Here is a 25,467-nt window from a genome sequence, read left to right on the forward strand (position 1 = left end):
GCTTTTCTCTTAATTTTTTCCTGTAAAGTCTCCAGTCTTCTATCTTTTTTATAGAATATTATTTACATATTCTTATATTTTCTCCCCAACGGTACATTATGTATATGTCTTTTTAGGGGAAGTTAAAAACCTCTCCTGTTTTCCTTTTGTTATTTTAGTCTGATTATGCAGCCGCTCTTTTTTTCTTTTCAACCTTTTCTATCATGCATACTGCATTGGCCGTATGTATTCCAAAGAAAATCCAAAGCATTTCCGTTTTCCTGTTTCTAGCTTTAATTCTGGCCAGTGAGTAATGTTGTTTCTGCGTTCCAAAACTTCCTTCCAGGCGGGTCGCTCTTTCACGGCTGAGTTCCGACCGTAAGATCTTCCGAAGTGGCTCATCTTTGGACGCTCTGCCCTTACGCTTAAAGGAAGTACTTATATGATATTTAGTACAAAATTTCCGGTTGGCATTATTAGCATAGATTGAATCCGCTGCAAGCGCCTTAACCCTAACCCCGGTCAGTTGTTGTTGCAGATGAATACAGTCTTTCAAATGTACTCCTTCGTTAAAAGCCTTAAAGGAGATATGTTCAATAAAGGAGATTCCATCTATCTGTATATTGTTGACTTTGGCTCCGAATTCAACGGATTTGGTTTCCTTGCCTCTGATAATGGGGCGAAGGTAATGCCGGTCGATACTCACAATACGGTTGGGCACTTTTTTGCCTGCAAATAAATTCTTCCCTTGCTCAAGGACCGTCCGTATGACCGAGAAACGTCTTTGGTAATCAGAGGATAGTGTAAGCCTGTGCCTGTAGGATAAATGAAGCTGCTCCAGCTGGTCCAGTAACTTTTCCAATAACTGAAGTAGTCTGCGTTTAATCATACGGGTCTGTGATTTCCTGCGTTTACGCAGTTTGCTAGAAGCAAGGTAGGCACGGCTTACATCAAGATACTTGTTACGGGGACGTTGCATGTGCAATGTCCGGCAATGTTTGCACAGATGACGATGAAGCCATACAATACCTTCCCATAAGAGTTTGACATCAGTAGGAAAGCGCAGATGACTTTCATAACAGGTGGCATCGGTCATACAGACATGAAGGTTCTCAAGATAAGGTTTCCAATGCTCTGCCAAAATAAGCTGGAGGGACTCAATATCAAGGCGAGCCGCTAGTTCCTGACGAATCGCACTAACGATTTTAGGATTGGTTAGCGGATGAAGCGGATCGATCTGAACACCACAAAATAACTGGTAATGAATATTACCGTTTAAATGGTCAATCAGTTGTGAATCGGAAAAGTTGGTATAAGACTTCAAGACCATCAAGGCTATTTTACCTTCGGGAGAAAAATAACTTTTACGCCCCAAAGCAGAGGACTTCAAATGCATTTGTCGGGCCAGTTCCGAGAAAGGGAATAAAGAATGGAGGCGACCTAATTCACTCGTTGCAAAACTTTGACGATATTTTTTAAGCATATCGAACTCACTAAAACCTAAACAAGGTTCGATTTCTGATATTTTTTGTATCTTTACCATGTGTTTTTATTTTAGATTACCCCCGTTTTGGCCGTCAAACCGTTTTTTAGGGGGAATGCTTAAAGATACAAAAAAGGCAACTAACTCGCAATGAATTAGTTGCCTTAAATTTTCTTATTTTAGGAATATCCCTGATTATCAATAAAAAAAAAACTCTGTGTTACTCTGTGCCCTCTGTGGTGAAGTTTCGACACAACCTTATCGTTAATCGCTAATTTCCTCTCTCACCATCGTATACAGCATCTGTTCCGCTTCTTTATCAGAGTTGGCCATGCCTTCTACCAGGCGACATACCTGGAAAGCATGTTCTTCACTATGCTGCATATACTTACGGATAGCAAGCATTGCCGCATTACGGACATGATAACTTCCCGATTGTACGGCACAAATCGCCTGATCGAGCAATTCACCCGCAGGGCGTTCGGCCATATCTCCCTTTTTCATCAACAGACGGGCTATGGTAAGGAAGCCACAAACTTGTGTATATTCCGCCTCGTCCGCAATCCACTGGAAAGTTTTCGCCGGGGCATAAGGCAGGTTTTGAAACAGATTCATACACGTAAGTTCTGCTATCTCAATATTGCGGATATCCTCTACCCAGATATCAGCTATCTCGGAAAAGAAGGTATCTATCGGCTGCAATAAACCTGCCAGAATCTTACACTCGCGGATATTCTCTTTCCACAAGGCTTGTGCCAAGTCATGGTTCTTCTCATAAGCAGCGGCGATGCTCTTGATACGGGGCAACTCAACACCAAAGTTCAGTTTATAGTCCAGCCCCTTCTCACGCATGCTTTGTGACACAACTCCGTTCATAGAGAGACGGAGCTGTGTTTTAATATCTTTCAATTGTTCTTTTACATCCATGGGTTAATCGTTTACAGAAGGCAGCGGCGAATAGTCCTTGCTATAACGCAGCATCTGTTCGGCATAGCCTTCATCATAGGTTACTTTTACATCAATTATATTTCCTTTCTCGTCGGTTACCGCATCGTATCTTGGATTCACGAATCCTTTATAAGGCGCCAGATTCAGTTTCTTATAGCGGGCCAATACTTCGGAGTGAAGTTCGGGGTCTACTTTTACGGCATAGGTTTCTACCAGCGAACGGGCTGCTGCAAAGTCTCCGGTCGACTTGATGCGCTGTATCTCGGCCAGCAATTCGCCAAAGAGATGACGAAGTTTCTGATAGTCGTTCACCACGACGTAAGTCTTACCATCTTTCTGCACCATCTCCACCACCTTATCGGCCTTACCCTTCTCAAACACCCAACGGGCAATGATCTGGCGGTTGCGCATGTGAGCCTCTTCAACACTGTTGCCCGGTTCGATACGCACCAACTGGGTCATCAGGCCATTCATCAGATAGGTATAGTATTCGGCCTTGTAAGCCTCTTCAGCCGGCACCAAGCCCAATTCCAGCAATTTAGGATCGGCTACATAGTAAAGTCCGAACAGATCGGCACGTGCCTCCTCTATTGTAGAACCATAGGCTTTCAAGGCATCCGGATCAACTCCCGGAAGTAATTTTCCGGAACCGTGACCCAGGCATTCGTGCAAGTCGGTATGCAATTCTCCTGTCAGATCACCATATTTATCGATCAATTGCTTTTCTGTATCACTGTACACAAACTCTTCGTTGAATCCGTTTCCATGAGCCGCTTTGTTATAAGCGTCGGTGATATTCCCGATAGTGACCGACTTGGAACCGTGATGGCTGCGAATCCAGTTAGAGTTAGGCAAGTTGATTCCGATGGCCGTCGCCGGATATAAGTCTCCGCCAAGAATGGCAGCAGTAATCACTTTGGCAGTCACCCCTTTCACCCTTTCTTTCTTAAATTGCTTGTCCACTGGAGAATGATCTTCGAACCATTGGGCATTGCCGCTTATCAGTTCAGTACGGCGCGTAGCCTCCAGGTCTTTAAAGTTCACGATGGACTCCCAGCTGGCCTTCATCCCGAGCGGATCGCCGTAAGTTTCAGTAAATCCGTTTGTAAAGTCAATACGTGAATTCAGATCTTTCACCCAAAGGATGGCATATTCGTCAAACGTCTTCAAGTCACCGGTCTCGTAGTATTCAATCAGCTTACCGATAGCAGCCTTCTGGGCTTCGTCTTCTGCCACCCCTTCAGCTTTCTTCAGCCAATACACAATCTTTTCGATGGCCTGTGTATAAAGTCCTCCTACTTTCCATACCTTCTCGACGATCTTTCCGTTCTCTTTAACCAGGCGGCTGTTCAGTCCGTAAGAGACAGGGGTTTCATCTTTGGGGTCCTTCATCGCATTATAGAAATCCTCAGCTTCCTGCTGGGTGACCCCGTCATAGTAATTGCTGGCCGAAGTCAGCACCAAGTCTTCGCCGTCCGCCTGATTCACTCGCTTAGGCATCACCTTCGGATCAAAAATAACGGGTGACAGCTCCTCAAACAGTTGTTCTACCGTCTGTCCTTGAGCCAACGGAAGCCCGGAAGCATCTACACTGAGCAATGCTTGTTTCAGAAACTCCGGCGTAAAGCCCGGAACAAATTTCTCCGAACCATAATGGTGATGAATACCGTTTGAGAACCATACGCGTTTCAGATAGGTGGTCAGATTCATGAAGTCCGGGCTGTTTCTGTCACCGGCATAATCCGTATAGATCGTCTCAAGCGCCCGACGGATGGTAAGATTGTACTTTCCGTTCTGATCAAACAGAATATCTCTTCCTTCCAACGCAGCCTGAGTCAGATAATATACCAACTCTTTCTGCTTGAGAGTTAAATTCTCAAATCCGGGTACGCGATAGCGTAATATCTGTAAGTCTGCAAATTGTTCCACTGTATATTTAAAATTATCTGCCTCAGCAGTGTTTGTTTTTTTAGCTCCGCCGCAAGATGTCAACAAGATTACGGCTGCAGCCATCGAAATTAAATGTTTCTTCATACTTTAGACATTGTGGTTATAAAACAAAAAAGGAAATATCTCAAAGACATAGCCTGAGATAATTCCTTTTTATTCCGTTTCAAGAAATGCAATTATTTCTTTTTTTCTGCGTGTTTTTTACGATATCCGTTGGGTGTTTCACCTACGTTTTTATAAAATGCAGCGTAAAAAGACTGACGGTTAGCGAAACCAACCATCGCACTGATTTCCTCTACATTCTTGTCGGCATATCTTTTATCCGTCAACAAGTGCAAAGCATCTTTTACTCTGTACTCGTTCAGCAGGCAAGAATAGTTCATACCAAAGCGAGAATTAACTACAGCCGAAAGATAACGGGTATTGGTTTTCAGTTCCTTTGCCAAATCTTTAGCCGAATAGTCAGGGTCTCTGTACTTCTTCTGTACAACAATAATATTCAAGATCCTGTCGTACAACTCATCCGCCAATTCCGGTCTGATTAAAGACCGATAAGCAGCTTTCTTTTCTTTTTTCTCCCTTAGATTGTAAGGGCGTTTTTTAGGAGTTTCTTCCTGGGTTTTGTTTTCTAAATCACTCATTGAATTAACTGGTTAGGGTTTGTTTTTAAATATCACTATTAATTTGTAACTTTAGATGTCACAAATTTCATACATTATTTTGATATACACAACTTTTTCGTATATATTTTTGATATAAAAACAATCAAAATCATCGAAAAGTAGGTAAAAAGGGACGTTAATAAGGATTTTTAACTTTTAGTAACCCGAAAATAAAGCGTACCTTTGCCCAAAAGATGAACGAAAAATATCAAATGATACAAACCCTCAAAACTTATTTCGGTTATGATAGCTTCCGTCCTTTGCAGGAAGAAATCATCCACAACCTGATAAGCAAAAGAGACGCATTGGTTCTGATGCCCACGGGGGGAGGCAAATCAATCTGTTATCAGCTTCCGGCCTTGCTGATGGAAGGCACTGCAATTGTTATTTCACCTCTTATTTCACTGATGAAGGATCAGGTAGAATCTCTCTGTGCCAATGGAATACCGGCGGGTGCACTGAACAGCAGCAACGACGAATCCGAAAATGCCAACTTACGCAGGGCCTGTATCTCAGGCAGGCTCAAGCTGCTCTACATATCACCGGAGAAACTGCTCTCCGAAGCCGACTATCTGTTAAGGGACATGACCATCTCACTGTTTGCAGTAGACGAAGCACACTGTATTTCGCAATGGGGACACGATTTCCGCCCGGAATATGCCCGAATGGGATTCTTACGTACTCAATTCCCCGATGTCCCCATGATTGCACTGACCGCTACGGCAGATAAGATCACAAGGGAAGACATTGTCCGCCAACTGCAACTGAATCAGCCGGAAATATTCATTTCATCATTCGACCGCCCCAACCTGAGCCTGTCTGTAAAAAGAGGCTACCAACCCAAGGAGAAGAGCAAAACCATCGTAGACTTCATCGCCCGCCACCGGGGTGAAAGCGGAATCATTTACTGCATGAGCCGTAGTAAAACTGAAACAGTGGCACAGATGTTGCAAAAGCATGGCATCCGTTGTGGCGTTTACCATGCCGGATTGTCTGCCCGCCAACGGGACGAGGCACAAGACGACTTTATCAACGACCGGATCGAAGTGGTATGTGCCACCATCGCTTTTGGGATGGGCATCGACAAATCGAATGTCAGGTGGGTGATACATTATAACCTGCCGAAAAGCATCGAAAGTTTTTACCAGGAAATCGGCCGCGCGGGACGTGACGGTATGCCCAGCGATACGATTTTATTCTATTCATTGGGCGATCTGATTTTGCTGACAAAGTTTGCAACAGAAAGCAACCAGCAGAATATCAATCTGGAAAAATTAAACCGGATGCAGCAATACGCCGAAGCCGACATCTGCCGGCGACGTATCTTATTGAGCTATTTCGGCGAAACGACTGCTGAAGATTGCGGCAACTGCGATGTATGCCGCAATCCACCCGAGCGCTTCGACGGAACTGTCATCGTTCAAAAAGCCTTAAGCGCCATAGCTCGGACCAACCAACAGGCAGGCATAACCCTCCTGATAGATATCCTGAGAGGGAACCCGACTGCTGAAATCACCGAAAAAGCTTATACGGGGCTGAAAACGTTTGGAGCCGGAAGAGAAATCCCGGCGCGCGACTGGCAGGACTATTTGTTGCAAATGCTGCAAATGGGATACTTTGAGATAGCCTATAACGAGAACAATCACCTGAAAATAACAAAGAGCGGAAGTGACGTCCTTTTTGGCCGTGAGAGGGCAATGCTGGTTGTCATCCGGAGAGAAGAGCCTGCTACCGCCAGAAAGAGAAGAAAGACCGTAAACGTCCATGCACAGGCATGGGACGGAGAAAGCAGAAGCAAGGAAGAAGACCTCTTCGAGGCCTTGCGCGCGTTGCGCAAGCAACTGGCCGACCAGGAAGCACTCCCGGCATACATCGTGTTATCGGACAAAGTGCTGCACCTGCTCTGCCTGTCGCGTCCCACAACCGTCGAAGCATTCGGCAACATCAATGGGATTGGCGAATATAAAAAGAAAAAATATGGAAAAGAATTTGTCGCGCTGATCCGCCAGTTTATATGACCGGAAGAGAAACCGCAACCGGATTTTGTCAAGAGCTGTTTTATGTTTTATTAACCGGGCAGAGCGCCGGCCGATAACAATAAGAGATATTTTCATAACACATATTGTAATGCACCGGAACAAAGCTTCATTTGGGACGGAAGATAGTGTCTGTTCGAATCAGAGCAACCGTCTGTTTGGGTTGAAAAGCCGAGCTTTTATCATCCGAAAGCCGGACTTCTCCCCACATACACTGGCGTTCCATGCCGAAAAGCAGAAGAGGCATAAAAAAAGGGAAAAGCTTTCAACTTCTCCCTTCTATCGTATTTTAATCTGAATATAGTTTATGATTACGCTTACAAAGATACGATAATCAACAGCAAAAGTCAAGCTTCCGGACTATTATTTTCCGAAATTATTTGCATTGTTGCATCTGTTCGTGAACATCGGCAGGGGGCACTCCCAGCGAAATAGCTTTCTCGAAATCTGCCTTCGCCTGCGACTTCTTTTTCTGGTCCAGATAGATATCCCCCCTCAGCAAATAGGCATCGACGGAGTTAGGTGCCAGGCGGATGGCTTCGTCCAAATCCACCAGTGCCAGATCTTCATGTTTCATATCCCGCTCTACATCGGCACGGGCCACATACAAAACGGCATCTTCGGGAAATTCCACCAACAATTGGTTCAGGAGATCGAGCGATTCACGAAATTTGCCCTCTTTCTGTTCCAAAGTTGCCAAGCCGAGGCGTCCGTTATAATTCTTCGGATCAATTTCCAGCAAACGCTGGTAGTCCAGACGAGCCCCTTTATAATCCCGCCGCAACATATAAATATACGCCCGCATCAGCAAGGCTTCCGTATTCTTCTTGTCCACATCCATCACCTGGCAATAATCCACATAAGCCTTGTCCTGCATGCCCTGCTCCAGATAGATGGCGGCACGGTTCAGCAAAATGGGCACGGCGAGCGGCGCAATGTTGAGTGCATAAGTATACGACTCGACAGCATCATTATAACGTCCCAGCTTGCGCTGCACCAAGCCGAGATTAGAAAACAACAGAGCATTATGGGGGTTCTTCGGTTCCAGTCTCAATGCCTGCTTCAAAAGATCTTCGGCTTGCGCCAGACTGTCTTTTCCAACACACTCGACGGCCTTTTCAGAAAGTTCCTGATAGGTCTGGGCGGAAAGGGATATGGAAAAGATGGAGAAAAGAAGGAGAAAAAGATACTTCCTCCCTATCCCCTCTCCCAAAGGAAAGGGAACAATGATAGTTTTTCGATTCATAAATAATCTATTAAAAACGAACCGGTAATGGGGAGTATACGCTGAGCATACAGTTTCTTTCTCCACAGATCGGTCAGAGGCCGATCTCCGGTTCATATATATTAAAATGTCAGACAAGCACGAGTGTGCTTTTTAATCCAGAGGATAAGCGTCAAACGCAAATAACTCGGTAGAGAGATAACGCTCGCCGGTGTCGGGCAATAAAGCCACGATCCTCTTTCCTTTAAACTCCGGACGTTCGGCCAGCTTGCGGGCTGCATAAACAACGGCTCCGGAAGAGATCCCCGCCAACAGTCCTTCCGTAGAAGCCAATTCACGCCCACCACGGATCGCCTCATCGTCAGGCACAGGCATGATTTCGTCTACAACCGAAGCATCGTAAATACCGGGAACAAAATTCGCCCCAATCCCTTGTATACGGTGGGGAGCGGCCTTCCCGCCTTCAAGTACGGGAGACGACGCCGGTTCCACAGCTACTATATATACATCCGGATTATGCTTTTTCAGTGCACGGGCCACCCCGCAAACGGTTCCGCCCGTTCCTACTCCCGCTACAAACACAGCCACCTGTCCGTCAGTGTCCTGCCAGATCTCTTCACCGGTGAAGCGTGTGTGCACCTCCGCATTCGAAGGATTCTCAAACTGTTGCAGAATGACCGAACCGGGGATCGAATCTTTCAGTTCCTTAGCTTTGGCTATGGAACCGGCCATTCCTGCTACCCCGTCAGTCAATACAATTTGTGCTCCCAGTGCTTTCAACAGATTGCGACGTTCCAGACTCATCGTTTCGGGCATGGTCAGTATCAACCGATACCCTTTAATGGTGGCCACCATGGCCAGTCCCACACCGGTATTTCCGCTGGTCGGCTCGATGATCGTGGCACCGGGCTTCAGAACTCCTCTCTTCTCGGCATCCTCGATCATCGAAAGTGCCACCCGGTCCTTTACGCTTCCGGCAGGGTTAAATGACTCCAGTTTAGCGATAATATTCTCTTGCAGGCCGTATTTACGACTATAACCGGACAACTCCATCAATGGAGTATGGCCTATCAGTTCGGTAAGTTTCTTTGCGATTTTTGCCATATAGCTCTCTGTTTTACCACAGTTAATGCGCAAAGATAAAGAAAAGAATCGTACCTTTGTGACCGTTCAATCTTTTTAAGTATAGAGTTTATGAAGAGAAGACTTATCCAATTCGTCACGACTTATTTTCTTTTTGTCCTCATATTCGTCCTCCAGAAACCAATTTTCATGGGTTACTACCATACCTTATATAATAAGGTGTCATGGACTGATTATTTCTCCGTGATAGGGCACGGGCTTCCGTTGGACCTTTCGCTTGCCGGTTATCTGACCGCTATTCCCGGACTACTGCTGATCGCTTCGGTCTGGATACAACCTTCCATTATCCGCCAGATACGCCGGGTATACTTCATGATCATAGCCATCCTGCTATCCTGTATCTTTATCGGCGACTTAGGGTTATATGAATACTGGGGGTTCCGTATGGATGCCACCCCGCTTTTTTACCTCTTCTCTTCTCCCAAAGACGCATTGGCCAGTGTCAGCATTTGGGTCGTAATAGCCGGACTGGCCGCAATCGCCGTTTATGCAACCCTGCTTTACCGGATATTCTATCGGGTGCTGATTTATCAGAAGCAACCTCTGAAAATACCTTTTCACCGGTTAAGCGTATCCGGAGTTCTGCTGCTCGTCACCGGACTCCTGTTCATCCCGATACGGGGAGGCTTCACGGTGTCGACCATGAACCTGAGCAAAGCTTACTTCAGCAGCAACCAGCGACTGAACCATGCGGCCATCAATCCTTGTTTCAGCCTGATGGAGTCATTGTCGCGACAGGATAATTTCGACAAACAATACCGGTTCATGACGGCTGAGGAGGCCGACAAACTCTTCGCGGAACTCAAGGATAAACCGGTTACCCCGGCCGACAGTGTTCCTCAGCTTTTCACTACCGAACGCCCGAACGTGATATTAATCATACTTGAAAGCTTCTCGTCCAAACTGATGGAAACCCTTGGAGGAGAACCCAACGTAGCTATCAACATGGATCAGTTCGGACGTGAAGGGGTCTTGTTTACCCACTTCTTCGCCAACAGTTTCCGTACCGACCGCGGACTGGCAGCCATCATCAGTGGTTATCCGGCACAACCGACTACCAGCATCATGAAGTACCCGAAGAAGACGCAACACTTGCCTTCGATCCCCGGCAGCCTGAGAAAGGCAGGATACGACCTGCAATATTATTACGGAGGAGATGCCGACTTCACCAATATGCGTTCTTACCTGATTCAGGCAGGAATTGACAACATCGTTTCCGATAAGGATTTTCCTCTTTCCGAACGTCTCAGCAAATGGGGAGCACACGACCACGTGGTATTCAACCGACTGCTGAACGACCTGGAACAGAATCCTCCCAAAGAACCTTTTATGAAAATAGTACAGACTTCGAGCAGTCACGAACCTTTCGAAGTTCCGTTTCAACGGCTGGACAATCCGAGACTGAATGCTTTTGCTTATGCGGACAGTTGTGCCGGCGACTTTGTACACCGGTTCAAAGAGACTCCTTTATGGAAGAATACGGTCATCATTCTTGTACCCGATCATCTGGGAGCCTATCCGCAGGATATAGACAACCTGACCGTAGACCGTTACCGGATTCCGTTGATTTTCATAGGAGGAGCGGTGAAAGAACCGAAACATATCGATACTTACGGTTCACAGATCGACATTGCCGCCACACTGCTGGGGCAACTGGGACTTCCGCACGAAGAGTTCGCTTTCAGTAAAAATATGCTTAACCCGGCCTCTCCTCACTTCGGATTCTTCACTTTCCCGAACGCTTTCGGAATGATGACACCGGAAAATGAAGTCGTATTCAACTGTGAATCGAACTCTGTCGTTTCGGACGAAGGAGAACATAAAGGAGAGAATTTACCCAAAGCTAAAGCATACTTGCAAAAGCTGTACGACGACCTCGCTAAAAGATAATCACCCCATAACCCAACAACGATATGACTAACGACCTTATCCAGTCACTGGCCAACGTAGACCAGAACCTGCTGCTATACCTCAACGGTTTTCATAACACCTTTGCCGACTATTTCATGAGTACCTTCACCGGGAAATGGATCTGGGTGCCGATGTATGCCAGCATCTTGTATGTACTGCTAAAGAATTTCAACTGGAAAATAACTTTGTGCTGTCTGGCTGCCATCGCACTGACCATTACTTTTGCCGATCAGGTTTGTGCCGGCCTGATACGTCCCGTCGTAGAGCGCTTGCGCCCGGCAAACCCGGAGAATCCGATCTCCGACCTCGTTCACGTAGTAAACAACTACCGGGGCGGACGCTACGGGTTTCCATCCTGTCATGCCTCCAACTCTTTCGGACTTGCCTTCTTCCTGGTTTTCCTGTTCCGCAAACGGTGGCTGAGCCTTTTCATTCTCCTATGGGCCACACTGAACTGTTATACACGCATCTATCTGGGAGTACACTATCCGGGCGACCTGATTGTAGGAGCTGTCATAGGATGCTGCGGAGCTGCACTGATGTGCTATCTGTTGAAGAAAATAGCCAAAGGCACCTCCTTCGGCAAAGTGAAACATACGGAAATCACGATCTATGCCGGTTTGCTGACCACGTTGGGAATTCTGATTTACGCTTTCATCATGGCCTAACGGTCCCGACATATGAATAAGATCATAGAATCCATAAAGAAAAAATATCCTGTATCGAACGATTCAATAGAACTATTGACTTCCGGATTCAAGAAACACCTATTCCCCACCAAAACTCATATAATAAGCGCAAATAAGCCGGATAGGAATGTGTTTTTCATTGAATCGGGACTTACAAGATCCTATGTTTTGACTGATGGCAAGGAAACCACCACCTGGTTTTCGAAAGAAGGAGACTGGACTTACGGTTCGTTGGATTTCCTAAAAAATAAGGTAGGCTTTGAATATGTGCAGACTCTTGAAGAAACGGTGGCATATTCCATACCGATAGATACACTTAACAATTTATTCCAAACAAATGCCGAATTAGCAAATTGGGCCCGTATCGCCCATCAGGAAGCATTCCTACTATTACAAAATCTGCGTATTGAAAGACTTACGCTTACGGCCAAAGAACGTTATGAAAAGTTGCTAAAAGATTTCCCCGACTTACACAACAGGGTTAATTTAGGCTATATATCCTCTTACCTCGGCATTACCTTACCCACACTAAGTAAAATACGGGCAGAGTATTAGCAACACACTATTTTAATCTATCACAAATTTTTTCCGGTTTATCCTTCCTACTTTTGCCTCAAACAACAATGTCTTTATTTCAACAACAAAAACATATAGGAATATGATTAAATCGGTAATATTTGACATAGACGGCACCTTACTCGACACGGAGTATGCCGTATTAAATTCTCTGCGTGATACAATATGGGAATTAAAAAACGAAAAAGTGGAGCTGTCCGACCTAACTTTCGCTTTGGGGATACCCGGGGAGGAAGCATTGAAGCAGTTGGGAATATCAGATACACAAAATAGTAATATCGTCTGGAATACCTGCCTTGCCAATTATTCTCATACGATCAGACTATTTGACTGCGTAGCAGATGTTCTGAAAGAGCTCAGAAACCGGGGTTACAAATTAGGTGTGATAACATCCAAAAACAGGGAAGAATACAAAACTGATTTTTCTCCCTTCGGCCTGGACGGGTATTTTGATACCGTAATTTGTGCCGGAGACAGTGATAAGCCTAAGCCTTCTCCTGCCCCCATGCTGAAATATCTCGAACAGTCGAAAACAAAGAAAGAGGAAACCATTTATATTGGAGACACATTTTACGACATGCAATGTGCGTCAAGTGCGGGCGTAGCTTTCGGTTTAGCATTGTGGGGATGCCACTGTGTAAACCATATCCACACAGATTATTACTTTAATCATCCCACTGATATTCTTTATCTTTTATCCATCGACAAGAATAAACGTGACAGAATGCCCTGGGTAAAATTGGCAACAGAACTGCAATTTTTAGCACAGGGAGGGCTATGCTACTCAAAAGATCCATTCGATATAGAACGATTTGGAAGAATACGGGAGATTTCAGCTGAAATGATCAGTTTAGGTAGCGGATATTCATTGAGTCATGTGAAATCTGTCTTTTGCAATGAAACAGGGTTCCAAACCCCTAAACTGGACACAAGAGCCGCTATATTCCAAAAGGATAAAATTCTGCTTGTCAAAGAAAAAAATGGTACGTGGTCTTTACCCGGAGGATGGGTCGATGTATACGAATCTATTAAAACAAACACTGTCAAAGAAGTGAAAGAAGAAGCAGGACTGGATGTAATTCCAATAAAACTAATTGCTGTACAAGATAGAAAACTACACAACCTGCCCGAATATGCCTATGGAGTTACCAAGGCTTTTGTATTATGCAAAGTCGTGGGAGGTGAGTTCACTGACAATCCGGAAACCGTTAAAAGTAAATATTTCGGATTAGACGAACTACCTCCACTGGCAGAGGAGAAGAACAATGCAGATCAAGTCAGACTATGTTTTGATGCATATTATGATAAAAATTGGCACACGATCTTTGACTAAAAAAGTGAGAAACCAATAGATATATTATAAAAATAATCACATATACGAGATTATCCAATTTATTATCTGAGTGCTTACTTCCTTCGTCTAACTTTCCTCATCTTTGCAGGCAAGATATCCATCTCCGCAGGCAAGATGAATATCTTAGCCGCAAAGATACACATCTTGCCCGCAGAGACGAAGTTTGCTTACCTTCTCAAGTAGTTTTTCTTTCTATGCTTTAGGACTTCGGATGAAATGAAATCTTATTTACTCAACAAAAAAGTTACTTATTGAAGTACTTTATATACCAGTCATAGAATTTTCGGATTCCTTCTTCTATGGAAGTAGAAGGCTTATAGCCAAAATCATTTTCCAACCGGCTTGTATCGGCATAAGTACATACCACGTCTCCCGGCTGCATCCCCATCATCTGCTTAACTGCCGTCTTACCCGCTGTTTTCTCAATCACAGAAATGAAATTCATCAGTTCCACAGGAGCGGAATTACCGATATTATAAATATAGAAAGGAATAGGATCGGCAGAAGGATGGGCGATGATCTTCATCAACCCTGCGATGATATCGTCTATATAAGTGAAGTCACGACGCATCTGCCCATTATTGAATACTTTAATGGGATCTCCGTTCAGGATTGCTTTCATAAACAGGCATGGAGCCATATCCGGACGTCCCCACGGACCGTACACTGTAAAGAAACGCACACCGGTAGTCGGTATACCGTACAGTTTGCTATAAGCATGGGCCATCAGTTCATTCGACTTTTTCGTCGCTGCGTATAAACTCACCGGTGTATCGGCCTTATCCGTCTCAGCGTAAGGCACCTTGTCATTCAGGCCATAAATGCTGCTTGAGCTGGCATATACCAGATGGTTCACCGGGTAATGACGGCAACACTCCAGCAAATTCAGGAAGCCTACAACATTCGATTCGATGTACGCATAAGGATTTTCAATCGAATAGCGCACACCCGCCTGGGCTGCCAGATTAACCACAACATCAAAATGTTCGGATTCAAACAAATGGTTCAGTCCGTCACGATCAGTCAAATCGATCTTAATAAAACGATAAGAAGGGTATTTAGTACTTGGCAACAATATACCATCTTCTATTGAGTCTTTTGCTATACCAGTATCAGCAAGGCGGTCGTACTTCAACTGCACATCATAATAAGAATTGATTATATCCAACCCTACAACTTCGCAACCCTGTGCTATCAATGCTTTTACTGTATAAGAGCCGATAAAACCGGCAGCTCCTGTCACTAATACTTTCATGATTCAATCTTATTTAGAGTACCATTACGGAAAAACGGCCTATAACATAATGTTCCTTACCGTCAACAAATTTCTGCAGTTCCTTGTTCGAACGTATTTTCTTGTTCGAAATCATCAGGATGGTATTCTGATATTTATTATCCAAAACTTCTTCTTCGGTCACTTCTTTCACACCTTCGTGCAGATAGACATCCATATTCTCAGGACGACGTACATTCAGGACACAATAACCGGAAGTGCCTTTCTCTTTGGAAAGTTCCACTGCTTTCCGGCATAATTCGGAATACCCTAACTCACTGTTAATGGCAGGTACATCCCAACCGCCCACAAAGATAGCACAAAACAATCCGAAGGCAAGCGTATTGATAGTCTTGTTCAACGATTTCTTCCGATAGAGGAAATACAGAGCCGCACAACCACTAACTGTCAACACTCCACCGGCCACGTAAAAAAGCTTCTGTCCCAGAAATTCGGTACCCGGCATTCGTCCCAACACGATAAGAGCTGGCAGACCTGCCACAAAAACAACGGCAGGAAGAACCAACGTCAACGCCAGCCATTGATTCCATCGGAAATGTGATAGTAAAAGTACGGCCAGATAGACGAAAAATGGGAAAGTCGGCGCCAAATAGACGGCAAGTTTACCACTGAAACAAGACAACATCAGCAAAGTACTGAGGATGATTACCATAAAGAAACGCTCCAGATCTGAACGGATCAACCGACGACATGCCCCGGCCACAATCACCCCTATCAGCAATAACGCCCAAGGAGCCAACGAATACCAAACGGAAATAAAATAATAATAAAAGGGTGCACTATGGTCGAAAGCATTGACAGCCCGTCCTACAGTCTGGCGGAATAGCAGATCATGCAGATAGTTCAAACCTCCCTCTTCCCAACAGACACCACCAAACCAGATGAAACATCCTAACAGTAGCACGGCAAATGTCTTCCATCCCCAATAGCGTCCGAAGGTTTTCACACGCCCGGTAATAAGCAGAAAAACAAAAGTAGACAGCAAGGGTACCAATATACCGACCGGACCTTTGGAGAAAACAGCCATAAAAATATAGAAGGGAAACAGAAAGGCATTCCGGTTCTTGCTGCCCTGTCCTTTCAACATCCGGTAGAAAGTACGGAGGGCAAGAACGATGAACATACACATCAGCATATCCATACGCAAAACAACTGCCAACCCTAAAAACAAGCCGCAACTCATCAACATTAGCTGTGCCGAAAGACGATTGGCCGCAGATGTTTCACGTTCTACCCATCGATCCATTACCAGCATAATCACCAGAGCAGGAATGAAAGAGAAAAGTGACGCAAACCACATGGCATGACTGCCCAGCAACCATTTGCCCAGCATCAGAATCCAGAAATACAAAGGAGGCTTATCGGCATATTGCACACCGTGATTGGTGAACGTAAAAATATCACCATTGCGCAGTGCCTCGTCGACAATACTCAGATAGCGTAACTCATTGGAGGGAGTATAATCCCGGAAAATCAGCACCGGCAATACTGCCAGCAATAATAAAAACGGAAGAAATTTACTTTTCATAGGCAACTGATTGCTGGGAGCTTTTACGCCCAATCATCAGATTGCGAAAATAGGCTACGAAACCGACAGACTGACCCAAAATCAGAACCGGATCGAGACGGAATACACCGTATGCCACAATAACCGATGAACCGACCAGACTGATAATCCAGAAACCGGCAGGCAGTAAAGACTCTTTATGATGGAATGAATAAGCCCATTGATATACAAAACGAAGAGTGAAAATGACTTGTCCCATTGAACCGAAGACCAAAAGCCAGAGAGGCACCTTCTCGTTTCGGAAGAAACTATCAATAAAGTGTTGTGCATCGTGCAGCATAAAGGCTGCTGCAACAACAGGGGTAATTACCAGCAGAGTTTTCAGTACTCCGTGCAATTTATTCCAAATACCTTTCTCGTTCAAATTCCACAAATAGATATAATAAGAAATAAACTGTCCGAAGATAATAGAAAAATCATCACGTAACCACCCATAAATACACAACAGGTAAGAACCGGCAATGCTCAGAACCCAAAATATGGAAGGAGACACTACCTTCTTTGCTTTTTCCGATAGTACCCACTGGAATATGATGCGCGCAGAAAAAAAAGCCTGCGCCAAAAAACCGATTACATAAATAAAGCCGTTACCTCCCACAAGACTACTCCATTAAGTTATTGTCGCCGACACGATAGTTAATATATCTCTTCTTCATCCAACGGTACGCAAAGCAATCGAGGAAAGGAGAAACCAATCTGTTCCACAAATGATACTTGGATGTACCTGCTACACGCGGGAAATGACGGACAGGAATCTGTTTGATCTTAGCATCCTGCAATAAAATCAACGCAGGAAGAAAACGGTGCATACCCGTAAAGAACGGAATACGTTTGGCATAGGCCGTATGCAACACTTTAAGAGGGCAACCTGTATCCTGAACACCATCATGGGTCATCATCCGCCGGAAACCATTGGCAATCTTAGACTGGAGATTCTTAAAGAAGGAGTCTTTACGATTGGCACGGATACCCATCACCAACTGATAGTCGGCAATATCCTTCAATAACAGGTTGAAATCCTCGGGAGTAGTCTGAAGATCGGCATCCATGTATCCCACATATATCGACTCAGCGTAATCGATACCCGCTTTCATGGCGGCACTCAATCCCGAATTTTTCGCCAGATCCATATAAAAGAAATCTTTATTGCGCGCGCATACCTCCATGATACGTTGCTTACTGTTATCGCGTGAACCATCGTTCACGAACAATACACAAGCCGTACAAATAGAGTTGGGCAAAAATTCTCCCAATTTCTGTTCCAAAGAGTAGATATTGTCTTCTTCGTTGTATACCGGAACAACGATAGTCAGTTGATAATTGATCGTTTTATTCATTGCCTCATTGTAAATATCCCGCAAAAATACAAAAAATAAGAAATAAAACAGGGGTATTGAAACAACAAACCAAATCCAATTTATGTTTTTATAGCACAAAAAGAAAAAATAAAACCGGATTATAACATTCATACAGACTTAAAACAAAAAAAGAATGCCGGAGAGAATGTCACTCCTCTCCGGCATTGTCTGTTGTTTTATAAATATAAAAACGAAATCAGGCTTTCCGGATGTAATCAACAATCCATGCTCCTACTTCTTTCGTGCCAAACTTATCACCACCTTCTACCTGAATTTCGGGAGTACGCACATTTGCATCCAGAGAAGCATCGACAGCCTTACGGATCAAAGCGCCTTCGGCTTTGCAATCGAAGTATTCGAACAACATTGCTACCGAAAGGATTTGTGCCAGTGGATTAGCAATATTCAAACCTTTTGCCTGCGGCCATGAACCGTGAATCGGCTCGAACACCGGAGTACTCTCGCCCGTAGAAGCAGACGGAAGTAATCCCATAGAACCGCTAATTACAGAACCTTCGTCGGTCAGAATGTCACCAAAGGTATTCTCCGTCACCATTACGTCAAAGAACTTAGGCTCCTGGATCATCTTCATTGCAGCATTATCCACAAACATATAATCAGTAGTCACCTCCGGATACTGCGGTGCCATCTCTTGTGCAATTTGTCTCCACAAACGACTGGAAGCAAGTACATTGGCTTTATCGACTACGGTAAGGTGTTTGCGACGCTTCATTGCGTATTCAAAACCGACTTTCAGGATACGTTCAATCTCAGGGCGTGTATACATATTCGTGTCATATGCTTTATCATTATCCTGATATTTCTCACCGAAATACATACCACCTGTCAGCTCACGGATACACAGGAAGTCGGCTCCCTCTACTAACTCTGCACGAAGAGGCGACTTATGAACCAAACATTTAAAGGTTTGTACCGGACGGATATTGGCAAACAAACCGAGTTTCTTACGCATAGCCAGCAGCCCTTGTTCCGGACGTACCTTGGCAGTCGGGTCATTGTCAAACTTAGGATCACCTACAGCCGAAAAAAGAACTGCATCGGCATTCTTACACACCTGATAGGTTTCTTCCGGGAAAGGATCACCTACTTTATCAATAGCATCCGCACCACAAATGGCATATTCATAGTTTACTTTATGTCCAAACTTCTCACAGACGGCACTCATCACCTCTACACCTTGTACAGAGATTTCCGGTCCGATGCCGTCACCGGCTAATACAGCAATTTTAAAATCCATATTGTTCAATAATTAATATTCTTCTATCATATTCAGCATTTTAATAGTAGCTTTGATGGCAGCCTCTGTCTGGTCGGCATCCAATCCACGGGTACGGAACACCTTTTCACCAAAACTCCAGGTGATGACTGTCTGTACGAAGGCATCGGTACGACCTCCGGGAGGGATACTTACGGCATAATTGATCAGCATCGGGAACTTACGCCCCAAAGTCACCTTATATACTTTACGCAAAGCGCGTACGAAGGCATCGTACTGTCCATCACCAGAAGAACTTTCTTCGTAAACCTGACCGTCGATTTCGATACTCAGTGTTGCCATCGGCTTCAATCCGTGTGCTAAAGTGACAAAGTAGCTTTTCAATTTTACTTTATTGCTCATGCCATCGTGCTTCAACACATCAGAAATAATATAGGGCAAGTCTTCCTGAGTAACCAACTCTTTCTTATCACCCAACTCAATAATTCGCTCCGTAACCTTCTTCATGGACTCTTCATCCAGTTCCAGTCCCAGACTTTCAAGATTCTTGCGGATATTGGCCTTACCGGAAGTTTTCCCCAAAGCATACTCGCGTATACGCCCGAAACGCTCGGGAAGCAGATCATTACAATAAAGATTACTTTTATTGTCTCCATCGGCATGTACGCCGGCCACCTGAGTAAATACATTCTCACCTACAATCGGTTTGTTGGCGGGTATCACAATGCCCGAATACGATTCGACCACACGACTCACATCATTCAGCCGACTCTCATCGATATTGGTTATGGCATTGAAATGGTCTTTCAAGATGGCCTGTACACTCGCCAAAGGAGCATTTCCGGCACGTTCACCCAAACCGTTGATAGTGGTATGGAGCCCTTTTACCCCACTCAGCACGGCAGCAAGCACATTACTTACAGCCAGATCATAATCATTGTGTGCGTGAAAGTCGAAATGTGTGTCAGGATAACGCTTTTTCATCTTCCGCATAAACTCAATCACCTGAAGCGGGTTCAGGATACCCAATGTGTCGGGAAGCATAAACCGTTTGATAGTCGTCTCCTTCAATGCATCCACAATCCGGAACACATATTCGGGAGAGTCCTTCATACCATTACTCCAATCCTCCAGATATACATTAACCTCAATATCGAGTTCATTGGCATAATCCACTACGGCAAGAATGTCTTCGATATGTTCTTCGGGCGTTTTATTCAACTGGCAGGTACAATGTTTCAGCGAACCTTTGCACAGCAGATTGATGACACGACATCCGGTAGCATGAATCCAATCCAATGAAGTATGTCCGTCGACGAACCCCAATACCTCTACTTTTTGCAGCAGATTCCTTCGGGCAGCCCAGTCACATATCATTTTCACCGCATCAAACTCTCCATCGGACACACGTGCCGAAGCTACCTCCACACGATCTACTTTCAACTCTTCCAGCAGAAGTCGGGCTATCATTAGTTTTTCATGGGGCACAAACGATACTCCACTGGTCTGTTCACCGTCGCGGAGAGTCGTGTCCATGATTTCTATTTTGACGCCTTTTCCCATTGTTCTATTTTATCTTTATTAGTCAATAAAAAGTCGATGTCGTCAAGTCCATTCATCAGACAGTGCTTCTTGTAGGCATTGATTTCAAAATGTTCACTCTTTCCGGTAGCTTTGTTAGTGATGGTTTGTTCCGGCAGGTTGACTTCCACTTCCATCTTCGGATTCTTAAAGATGGAATCGAACAATTCTGCAAGAAATTCCTCGGTTACCACAACCGGAAGAACGAAGTTATTCAATTCATTGTTTTTATGAATATCTGCAAAGAAACTACTCACCACTACACGGAAACCATAATCGGCAATGGCCCAGGCAGCATGCTCACGGCTGGATCCCGAACCAAAATTTTTTCCGGCTACCAAAATTTGTCCTCCATATGTAGGGTCATTCAACACGAATGATTCTATTTTATTCCCTTGTTTATCATAACGCCAGTCCCTGAACAAGTTCTCTCCAAACCCCTCCTTGGTTGTAGCTTTCAGAAAACGCGCGGGAATAATCTGGTCTGTATCCACATTCTCTAATGGAAGGGGTACACAAGTACTTGTAAGTATATTGAATTTTGCTTTCATCTTTTTATTTTCGATTTAAATAATTGCGATTTACAGTGCAGGCGGACAATCTCCGTTCACAAACTCCTCGAGCAGTAAATCCCCGATCGTCCTATAGCTCTATTACATCAGTTCTCTCGGATCGGTAATCACTCCCGTCACGGCAGCAGCGGCCGCCACAAGCGGACTGGCCAATAACGTACGGGCTCCCGGTCCCTGACGTCCTTCAAAATTACGGTTACTGGTGGAAACTGAATATTTACCGGCAGGAATCTTATCATCGTTCATGGCCAGACAAGCCGAACATCCCGGCTGACGAATAGCAAAACCGGCATCTTCCAGAATCTCATCCAATCCTTCTTCACGGATCTGGGCATCAACCATCCAAGAACCCGGCACTAACCATGCAATCACATGTTCGGCTTTCTGACGCCCTTTCACTATGGAAGCGAATGCGCGGAAGTCTTCGATACGCCCATTAGTACAAGCACCCAGAAATACATAATCAATCTTTTTACCCAACAATGATTCACCCGGCTGAAATCCCATATAGTCCAGAGATTTCAAGAATGAAGTTTTCGTTGTTTCATTCATACCCTCGGTTGTAGGAATATGCTGCGTGATGCCCATACCCATACCCGGATTAGTTCCATAAGTGATCATCGGCTCGATATCAGCTGCATCAAAATGGACTTCTTTATCAAAAACCGCATCTTCTTCACTCTTCAAAGTTTTCCAATACGCCATTGCTTTATCCCACTCTTCGCCCTGAGGAGCATTTTCACGCCCTTTGATGTATTCAAAAGTCACTTCATCGGGAGCAACCATACCGCCACGGGCTCCCATCTCAATAGAAAGATTACAGAGTGTCAACCGGCCTTCCATTGTCAGACTGCGAATTGCCTCACCGGCGTATTCTACAAAATAACCGGTTGCACCGCTGGTCGTCATTTTCGACATCATATAAAGAGCAATGTCCTTGGCTGTAACTCCCTTACCCAATTCGCCATCTACCGTGATACGCATAGTCTTGGGACGTGACTGCAAAATACATTGTGAAGCAAGTACCATTTCAACCTCACTTGTACCGATACCAAAAGCAACCGCTCCCATCGCACCGTGAGTAGAAGTATGTGAATCGCCACAGACAATCGTCATTCCGGGTAAAGTGAGTCCCCGTTCGGGACCTACCACATGAATAATACCATTTCTTTTATCCATCATCCCATAATGCGTCAGCCCAAAATCGGCTGCATTCTTAGTCAATGTATCCACCTGAGTTTTTGAGATAGGATCTTCAATAGGCTTATCCTGATCGTGAGTCGGTGTATTATGGTCCGGCATGCAATATACCTTCTCCGGACGGAGTACTTTAATACCGCGTGCGCGTAAACCGGCAAAAGCTTGAGGACTGGTCACTTCGTGACAATATAATCTGTCGATATAGAGTTGTGTAGGGCCATCTTCCACCGTAGTCACTACGTGCGCATCCCATATTTTATCAAATAATGTATTCATCTTTTTATTTATTATTTTACGATTTACAAATTACGTTTAGAGTCACATCACTTAGTAAACTTGTTGATACAGTCGATATAGGCTTCTACCGATGCAGCTATAATATCTGTATTTGCACCAAATCCGTAATACATCTGGTTATCATATTCAACCTGCATGTGTACCTTACCCACATCATCACTTCCTTTGCTAATGGCTTGAATCGTGAATTCCTTCAAAGTCATATGACGGTCAATAATACGCTTCAGAGCCTTGATAGCAGCATCCACCGGACCATTACCACTGGCAGCCGCTTCAAATTTCTCTCCGGCAATATTCAATCCGAGGCTGGCAACAGAACGGACTCCTACTCCACTGGTCACCTGAAGATATTCCAATTTAATGCGATGGTTACCACTTCTGTCTGCACCCGCCAATACCAGAATATCATCATCATGAATATCTTTCTTGCGGTCGGCAAGTTTCAGGAATTCTTCATATACTTTATCCAGTTTTTCCTGATCCAGTGTCACACCCAGAATGGAAAGGCGATTTTTCAAGGCAGCACGTCCGCTACGGGCTGTCAATACGATAGAGTTATCGTCGATACCCACATCGTGCGGATCAATTATTTCATAAGTCTGCACATTCTTAAGTACGCCATCCTGGTGGATACCCGAAGAATGCGCAAATGCATTGCGTCCAACAATGGCCTTATTAGCCTGTACCGGCATATTCATCAGGCTCGATACCATACGGCTGGTAGGATAAATCTTCTGAGTATTGATATTCGTCTCAATATCAATCTCGTGATGGCTTTTAATAATCATTGCTATCTCTTCAAGGGCCGTATTTCCCGCACGTTCACCGATACCGTTGATGGTAACCTCTACCTGGCGGGCACCATTCAGAATACCTGCCATCGTGTTGGCAGTAGCCATTCCCAAATCATTATGACAGTGGGTAGAAATGATTGCATTCTCAATACCTGCTACATGATCTACCAGATATTTGATTTTCGCGCCATACTCGGAAGGCAGGCAGTAACCTGTTGTATCCGGAATATTTACTACCGTAGCACCAGCCTTAATAACCGCTTCAATCACACGAGCCAGATATTCATTATCCGTACGTCCTGCATCCTCTGCATAAAACTCTACATCATCCACAAAACGACGGGCATATTTCACTGCCGCCACAGCACGTTCGATAATCTCTTCCCGATTAGAATTGAATTTATATTTAATATGTGAATCTGAAGTACCGATTCCCGTATGAATACGCTTATGTTTAGCAAACTTCAGGGCATCCACTGCCACATCGATATCTTTTTGTACCGCACGCGTCAATGCACAAATCGTCGGCCAGGTCACAGCCTTTGATATTTCAATCACCGAGTTAAAATCACCCGGGCTGGAAATAGGAAAGCCTGCCTCAATTACATCTACACCTAAAACTTCCAATGCCTTTGCCACCTGAATTTTTTCCACTGTATTCAACTGGCATCCCGGTACTTGTTCACCATCGCGAAGGGTGGTATCGAAAATAAATAATCTGTCGCTCATATTCTATTTTTTTAATCTGATTATACACCATCAAAAAAGCCTTTCACACAAGGAAGTGAGAAAGGCTTTCGTATATTTTCATTATACACATTTACGCGCGACACTCACTTCCCCCGACCTTTGCCAGCAGAATAATAATACCACACAGTAGAATATGTATAAATGATTGATTCATGTTTATTGTCTCTTTTATTGTTTGACGATGCAAAGGTATAGATTATTTCTTAGCCTCCAAATAAAACGTTACTTTTTTATTCATAAAAATATCATTTCATAAGAAGAACTACTATATAATAACAAATATATCACAATCAAAGTTCATATATCTGCCTACAAAAAATGGGAATAAAGTACTGTTAGATACCTTATTCCCACTCAATTATAGCTTTAATACCTGCTGATTACTTCTTATCACAAGCTTTCTTTTCACAATTTGCATTCTGAGGGCATTCTGTTTTCTGGTCGCATGCAGCTTTATCTTTGCAACAAGCCTTGGTAGAGTCACAAACAGCAGAGTCACCTTTGCAACAAGTTGCAGCAGATTCCACTGCTTCTACAGCAACTGACGTAGAGTCTGTAGCAGCTTCCGAATTAGCTGTTTTATTACCACCACAAGAAATCATCGCAAAAGAGAATGCCACCATTGCAGCAGCTAAAAAGAATTTTGTCTTCATACTTTAAATATTTGCTTTAAACATTTATATAAATACTCATTTGCAAATATAGATAAAATAAATGAATCTCCCAAAAACAAGTCATCCCCTCGTGTCTTTCGACCCAAGGGGATGAACTCTCTGAAAACGGCGACTACCTACTCTCCCACTGTTACGCAGTACCATCGGCGTGATCAGGCTTAACTTCTCTGTTCGGAATGGGAAGAGG

22 protein-coding genes, 1 rRNA gene and 1 pseudogene are annotated in these 25,467 nt (G+C 44.3%); 6 read left to right on the forward strand and 18 right to left on the reverse strand.

Going from position 1 to position 25,467, the window contains the following annotated elements:
• Positions 1-163: 163 nt before the first annotated feature.
• The 4 genes from FDF36_RS07175 to FDF36_RS07190 form a co-directional block, all read right to left on the reverse strand.
• On the reverse strand, positions 164-1,522 hold the full coding sequence (locus FDF36_RS07175; protein WP_220390143.1) for a transposase: 1,359 nt from the start codon (positions 1,520-1,522) through the stop codon (positions 164-166).
• Positions 1,523-1,726: 204 nt separating this feature from the next.
• Complete coding sequence (locus tag FDF36_RS07180) at positions 1,727-2,389, reverse strand: DNA alkylation repair protein (RefSeq protein WP_220390859.1); 663 nt, start codon at positions 2,387-2,389, stop codon at positions 1,727-1,729.
• A 3-nt stretch (positions 2,390-2,392) separates the two neighbouring features.
• Entirely contained in the window at positions 2,393-4,444 is a 2,052-nt protein-coding gene (locus tag FDF36_RS07185; RefSeq protein ID WP_220390860.1) for a dipeptidyl peptidase 3, read from the reverse strand.
• A gap of 92 nt (positions 4,445-4,536) precedes the next feature.
• Positions 4,537-5,001: a helix-turn-helix domain-containing protein gene (locus tag FDF36_RS07190; protein WP_005789808.1), complete on the reverse strand. Its 465-nt coding sequence runs from the start codon at positions 4,999-5,001 to the stop codon at positions 4,537-4,539.
• Positions 5,002-5,234: 233 nt separating this feature from the next.
• Between FDF36_RS07190 and recQ the strand changes: the two genes are divergently transcribed.
• On the forward strand, positions 5,235-7,040 hold the full coding sequence (recQ, locus tag FDF36_RS07195) for a DNA helicase RecQ (protein WP_220390861.1): 1,806 nt from the start codon (positions 5,235-5,237) through the stop codon (positions 7,038-7,040).
• Between the two features lie 127 nt (positions 7,041-7,167).
• On the opposite strand, the gene FDF36_RS07200 is transcribed toward recQ, so the two are convergent.
• The 3 genes from FDF36_RS07200 to cysK all read right to left on the reverse strand — a co-directional run bounded on the left by FDF36_RS07200 (position 7,168) and on the right by cysK (position 9,387).
• Positions 7,168-7,305, reverse strand: a complete 138-nt coding sequence (locus tag FDF36_RS07200) for a hypothetical protein (protein WP_220390862.1) — start codon at positions 7,303-7,305, stop codon at positions 7,168-7,170.
• Between the two features lie 129 nt (positions 7,306-7,434).
• Positions 7,435-8,304: a tetratricopeptide repeat protein gene (locus FDF36_RS07205; RefSeq protein WP_050550260.1), complete on the reverse strand. Its 870-nt coding sequence runs from the start codon at positions 8,302-8,304 to the stop codon at positions 7,435-7,437.
• 132 nt (positions 8,305-8,436) lie between these two features.
• On the reverse strand, positions 8,437-9,387 hold the full coding sequence (cysK, locus tag FDF36_RS07210; protein WP_220390863.1) for a cysteine synthase A: 951 nt from the start codon (positions 9,385-9,387) through the stop codon (positions 8,437-8,439).
• A gap of 90 nt (positions 9,388-9,477) precedes the next feature.
• Between cysK and FDF36_RS07215 the strand changes: the two genes are divergently transcribed.
• The 5 genes and pseudogenes from FDF36_RS07215 (at position 9,478) to FDF36_RS21195 (ending at position 13,935) form a co-directional block, all read left to right on the forward strand.
• The gene (locus FDF36_RS07215; RefSeq protein ID WP_220390864.1) at positions 9,478-11,316 is read left to right on the forward strand and encodes an LTA synthase family protein; all 1,839 of its coding nucleotides are present in this window, start codon (positions 9,478-9,480) and stop codon (positions 11,314-11,316) included.
• A 23-nt stretch (positions 11,317-11,339) separates the two neighbouring features.
• Positions 11,340-12,005 (forward strand): phosphatase PAP2 family protein, encoded by a 666-nt coding sequence (locus FDF36_RS07220; protein ID WP_005821366.1) that lies wholly within the window; start codon positions 11,340-11,342, stop codon positions 12,003-12,005.
• 12 nt (positions 12,006-12,017) lie between these two features.
• Positions 12,018-12,581 carry a Crp/Fnr family transcriptional regulator gene (locus tag FDF36_RS07225; RefSeq protein WP_005821368.1) on the forward strand — a complete coding sequence of 188 codons (564 nt, stop codon included), beginning with the start codon at positions 12,018-12,020 and terminating at the stop codon, positions 12,579-12,581.
• A gap of 103 nt (positions 12,582-12,684) precedes the next feature.
• Positions 12,685-13,200, forward strand: a pseudogene (locus tag FDF36_RS21190) (HAD family hydrolase); the annotation flags it as partial.
• 126 nt (positions 13,201-13,326) lie between these two features.
• Positions 13,327-13,935: an NUDIX hydrolase N-terminal domain-containing protein gene (locus tag FDF36_RS21195; protein ID WP_259281391.1), complete on the forward strand. Its 609-nt coding sequence runs from the start codon at positions 13,327-13,329 to the stop codon at positions 13,933-13,935.
• 265 nt (positions 13,936-14,200) lie between these two features.
• Here the strand turns inward: FDF36_RS21195 and FDF36_RS07235 are convergent, their stop codons facing one another.
• The 11 genes from FDF36_RS07235 to rrf all read right to left on the reverse strand — a co-directional run.
• On the reverse strand, positions 14,201-15,211 hold the full coding sequence (locus FDF36_RS07235; RefSeq protein WP_220390866.1) for an NAD-dependent epimerase/dehydratase family protein: 1,011 nt from the start codon (positions 15,209-15,211) through the stop codon (positions 14,201-14,203).
• Positions 15,212-15,224: 13 nt separating this feature from the next.
• Positions 15,225-16,778: an ArnT family glycosyltransferase gene (locus FDF36_RS07240; protein ID WP_032535605.1), complete on the reverse strand. Its 1,554-nt coding sequence runs from the start codon at positions 16,776-16,778 to the stop codon at positions 15,225-15,227.
• Positions 16,768-17,415, reverse strand: a complete 648-nt coding sequence (locus tag FDF36_RS07245; RefSeq protein ID WP_220390867.1) for a lipid-A-disaccharide synthase N-terminal domain-containing protein — start codon at positions 17,413-17,415, stop codon at positions 16,768-16,770. Before FDF36_RS07245 ends, FDF36_RS07240 begins: the two co-directional genes overlap by 11 nt.
• A 4-nt stretch (positions 17,416-17,419) precedes the next feature.
• Positions 17,420-18,154 carry a glycosyltransferase gene (locus tag FDF36_RS07250; RefSeq protein ID WP_220390868.1) on the reverse strand — a complete coding sequence of 245 codons (735 nt, stop codon included), beginning with the start codon at positions 18,152-18,154 and terminating at the stop codon, positions 17,420-17,422.
• Positions 18,155-18,371: 217 nt separating this feature from the next.
• Positions 18,372-19,433 (reverse strand): 3-isopropylmalate dehydrogenase, encoded by a 1,062-nt coding sequence (gene leuB, locus FDF36_RS07255; protein WP_005807868.1) that lies wholly within the window; start codon positions 19,431-19,433, stop codon positions 18,372-18,374.
• 12 nt (positions 19,434-19,445) lie between these two features.
• Positions 19,446-20,975, reverse strand: coding sequence for an alpha-isopropylmalate synthase regulatory domain-containing protein (locus FDF36_RS07260; RefSeq protein WP_220390869.1), 1,530 nt, complete (start codon positions 20,973-20,975; stop codon positions 19,446-19,448).
• The gene (gene leuD, locus FDF36_RS07265; protein WP_005780891.1) at positions 20,954-21,544 is read right to left on the reverse strand and encodes a 3-isopropylmalate dehydratase small subunit; all 591 of its coding nucleotides are present in this window, start codon (positions 21,542-21,544) and stop codon (positions 20,954-20,956) included. Before leuD ends, FDF36_RS07260 begins: the two co-directional genes overlap by 22 nt.
• Before the next feature lie 102 nt (positions 21,545-21,646).
• Entirely contained in the window at positions 21,647-23,041 is a 1,395-nt protein-coding gene (gene leuC / locus FDF36_RS07270; RefSeq protein WP_220390870.1) for a 3-isopropylmalate dehydratase large subunit, read from the reverse strand.
• A 47-nt stretch (positions 23,042-23,088) separates the two neighbouring features.
• Positions 23,089-24,585 carry a 2-isopropylmalate synthase gene (locus FDF36_RS07275; protein WP_005780895.1) on the reverse strand — a complete coding sequence of 499 codons (1,497 nt, stop codon included), beginning with the start codon at positions 24,583-24,585 and terminating at the stop codon, positions 23,089-23,091.
• A 401-nt stretch (positions 24,586-24,986) separates the two neighbouring features.
• Positions 24,987-25,259: a hypothetical protein gene (locus FDF36_RS07280; RefSeq protein ID WP_005780897.1), complete on the reverse strand. Its 273-nt coding sequence runs from the start codon at positions 25,257-25,259 to the stop codon at positions 24,987-24,989.
• Between the two features lie 124 nt (positions 25,260-25,383).
• Positions 25,384-25,467, reverse strand: a 5S ribosomal RNA gene (gene rrf, locus FDF36_RS07285); the annotation flags it as partial.

This window comes from Bacteroides fragilis (genome assembly GCF_019583405.1).
Classification (GTDB): Bacteria; Bacteroidota; Bacteroidia; order Bacteroidales; family Bacteroidaceae; genus Bacteroides; species Bacteroides fragilis_B.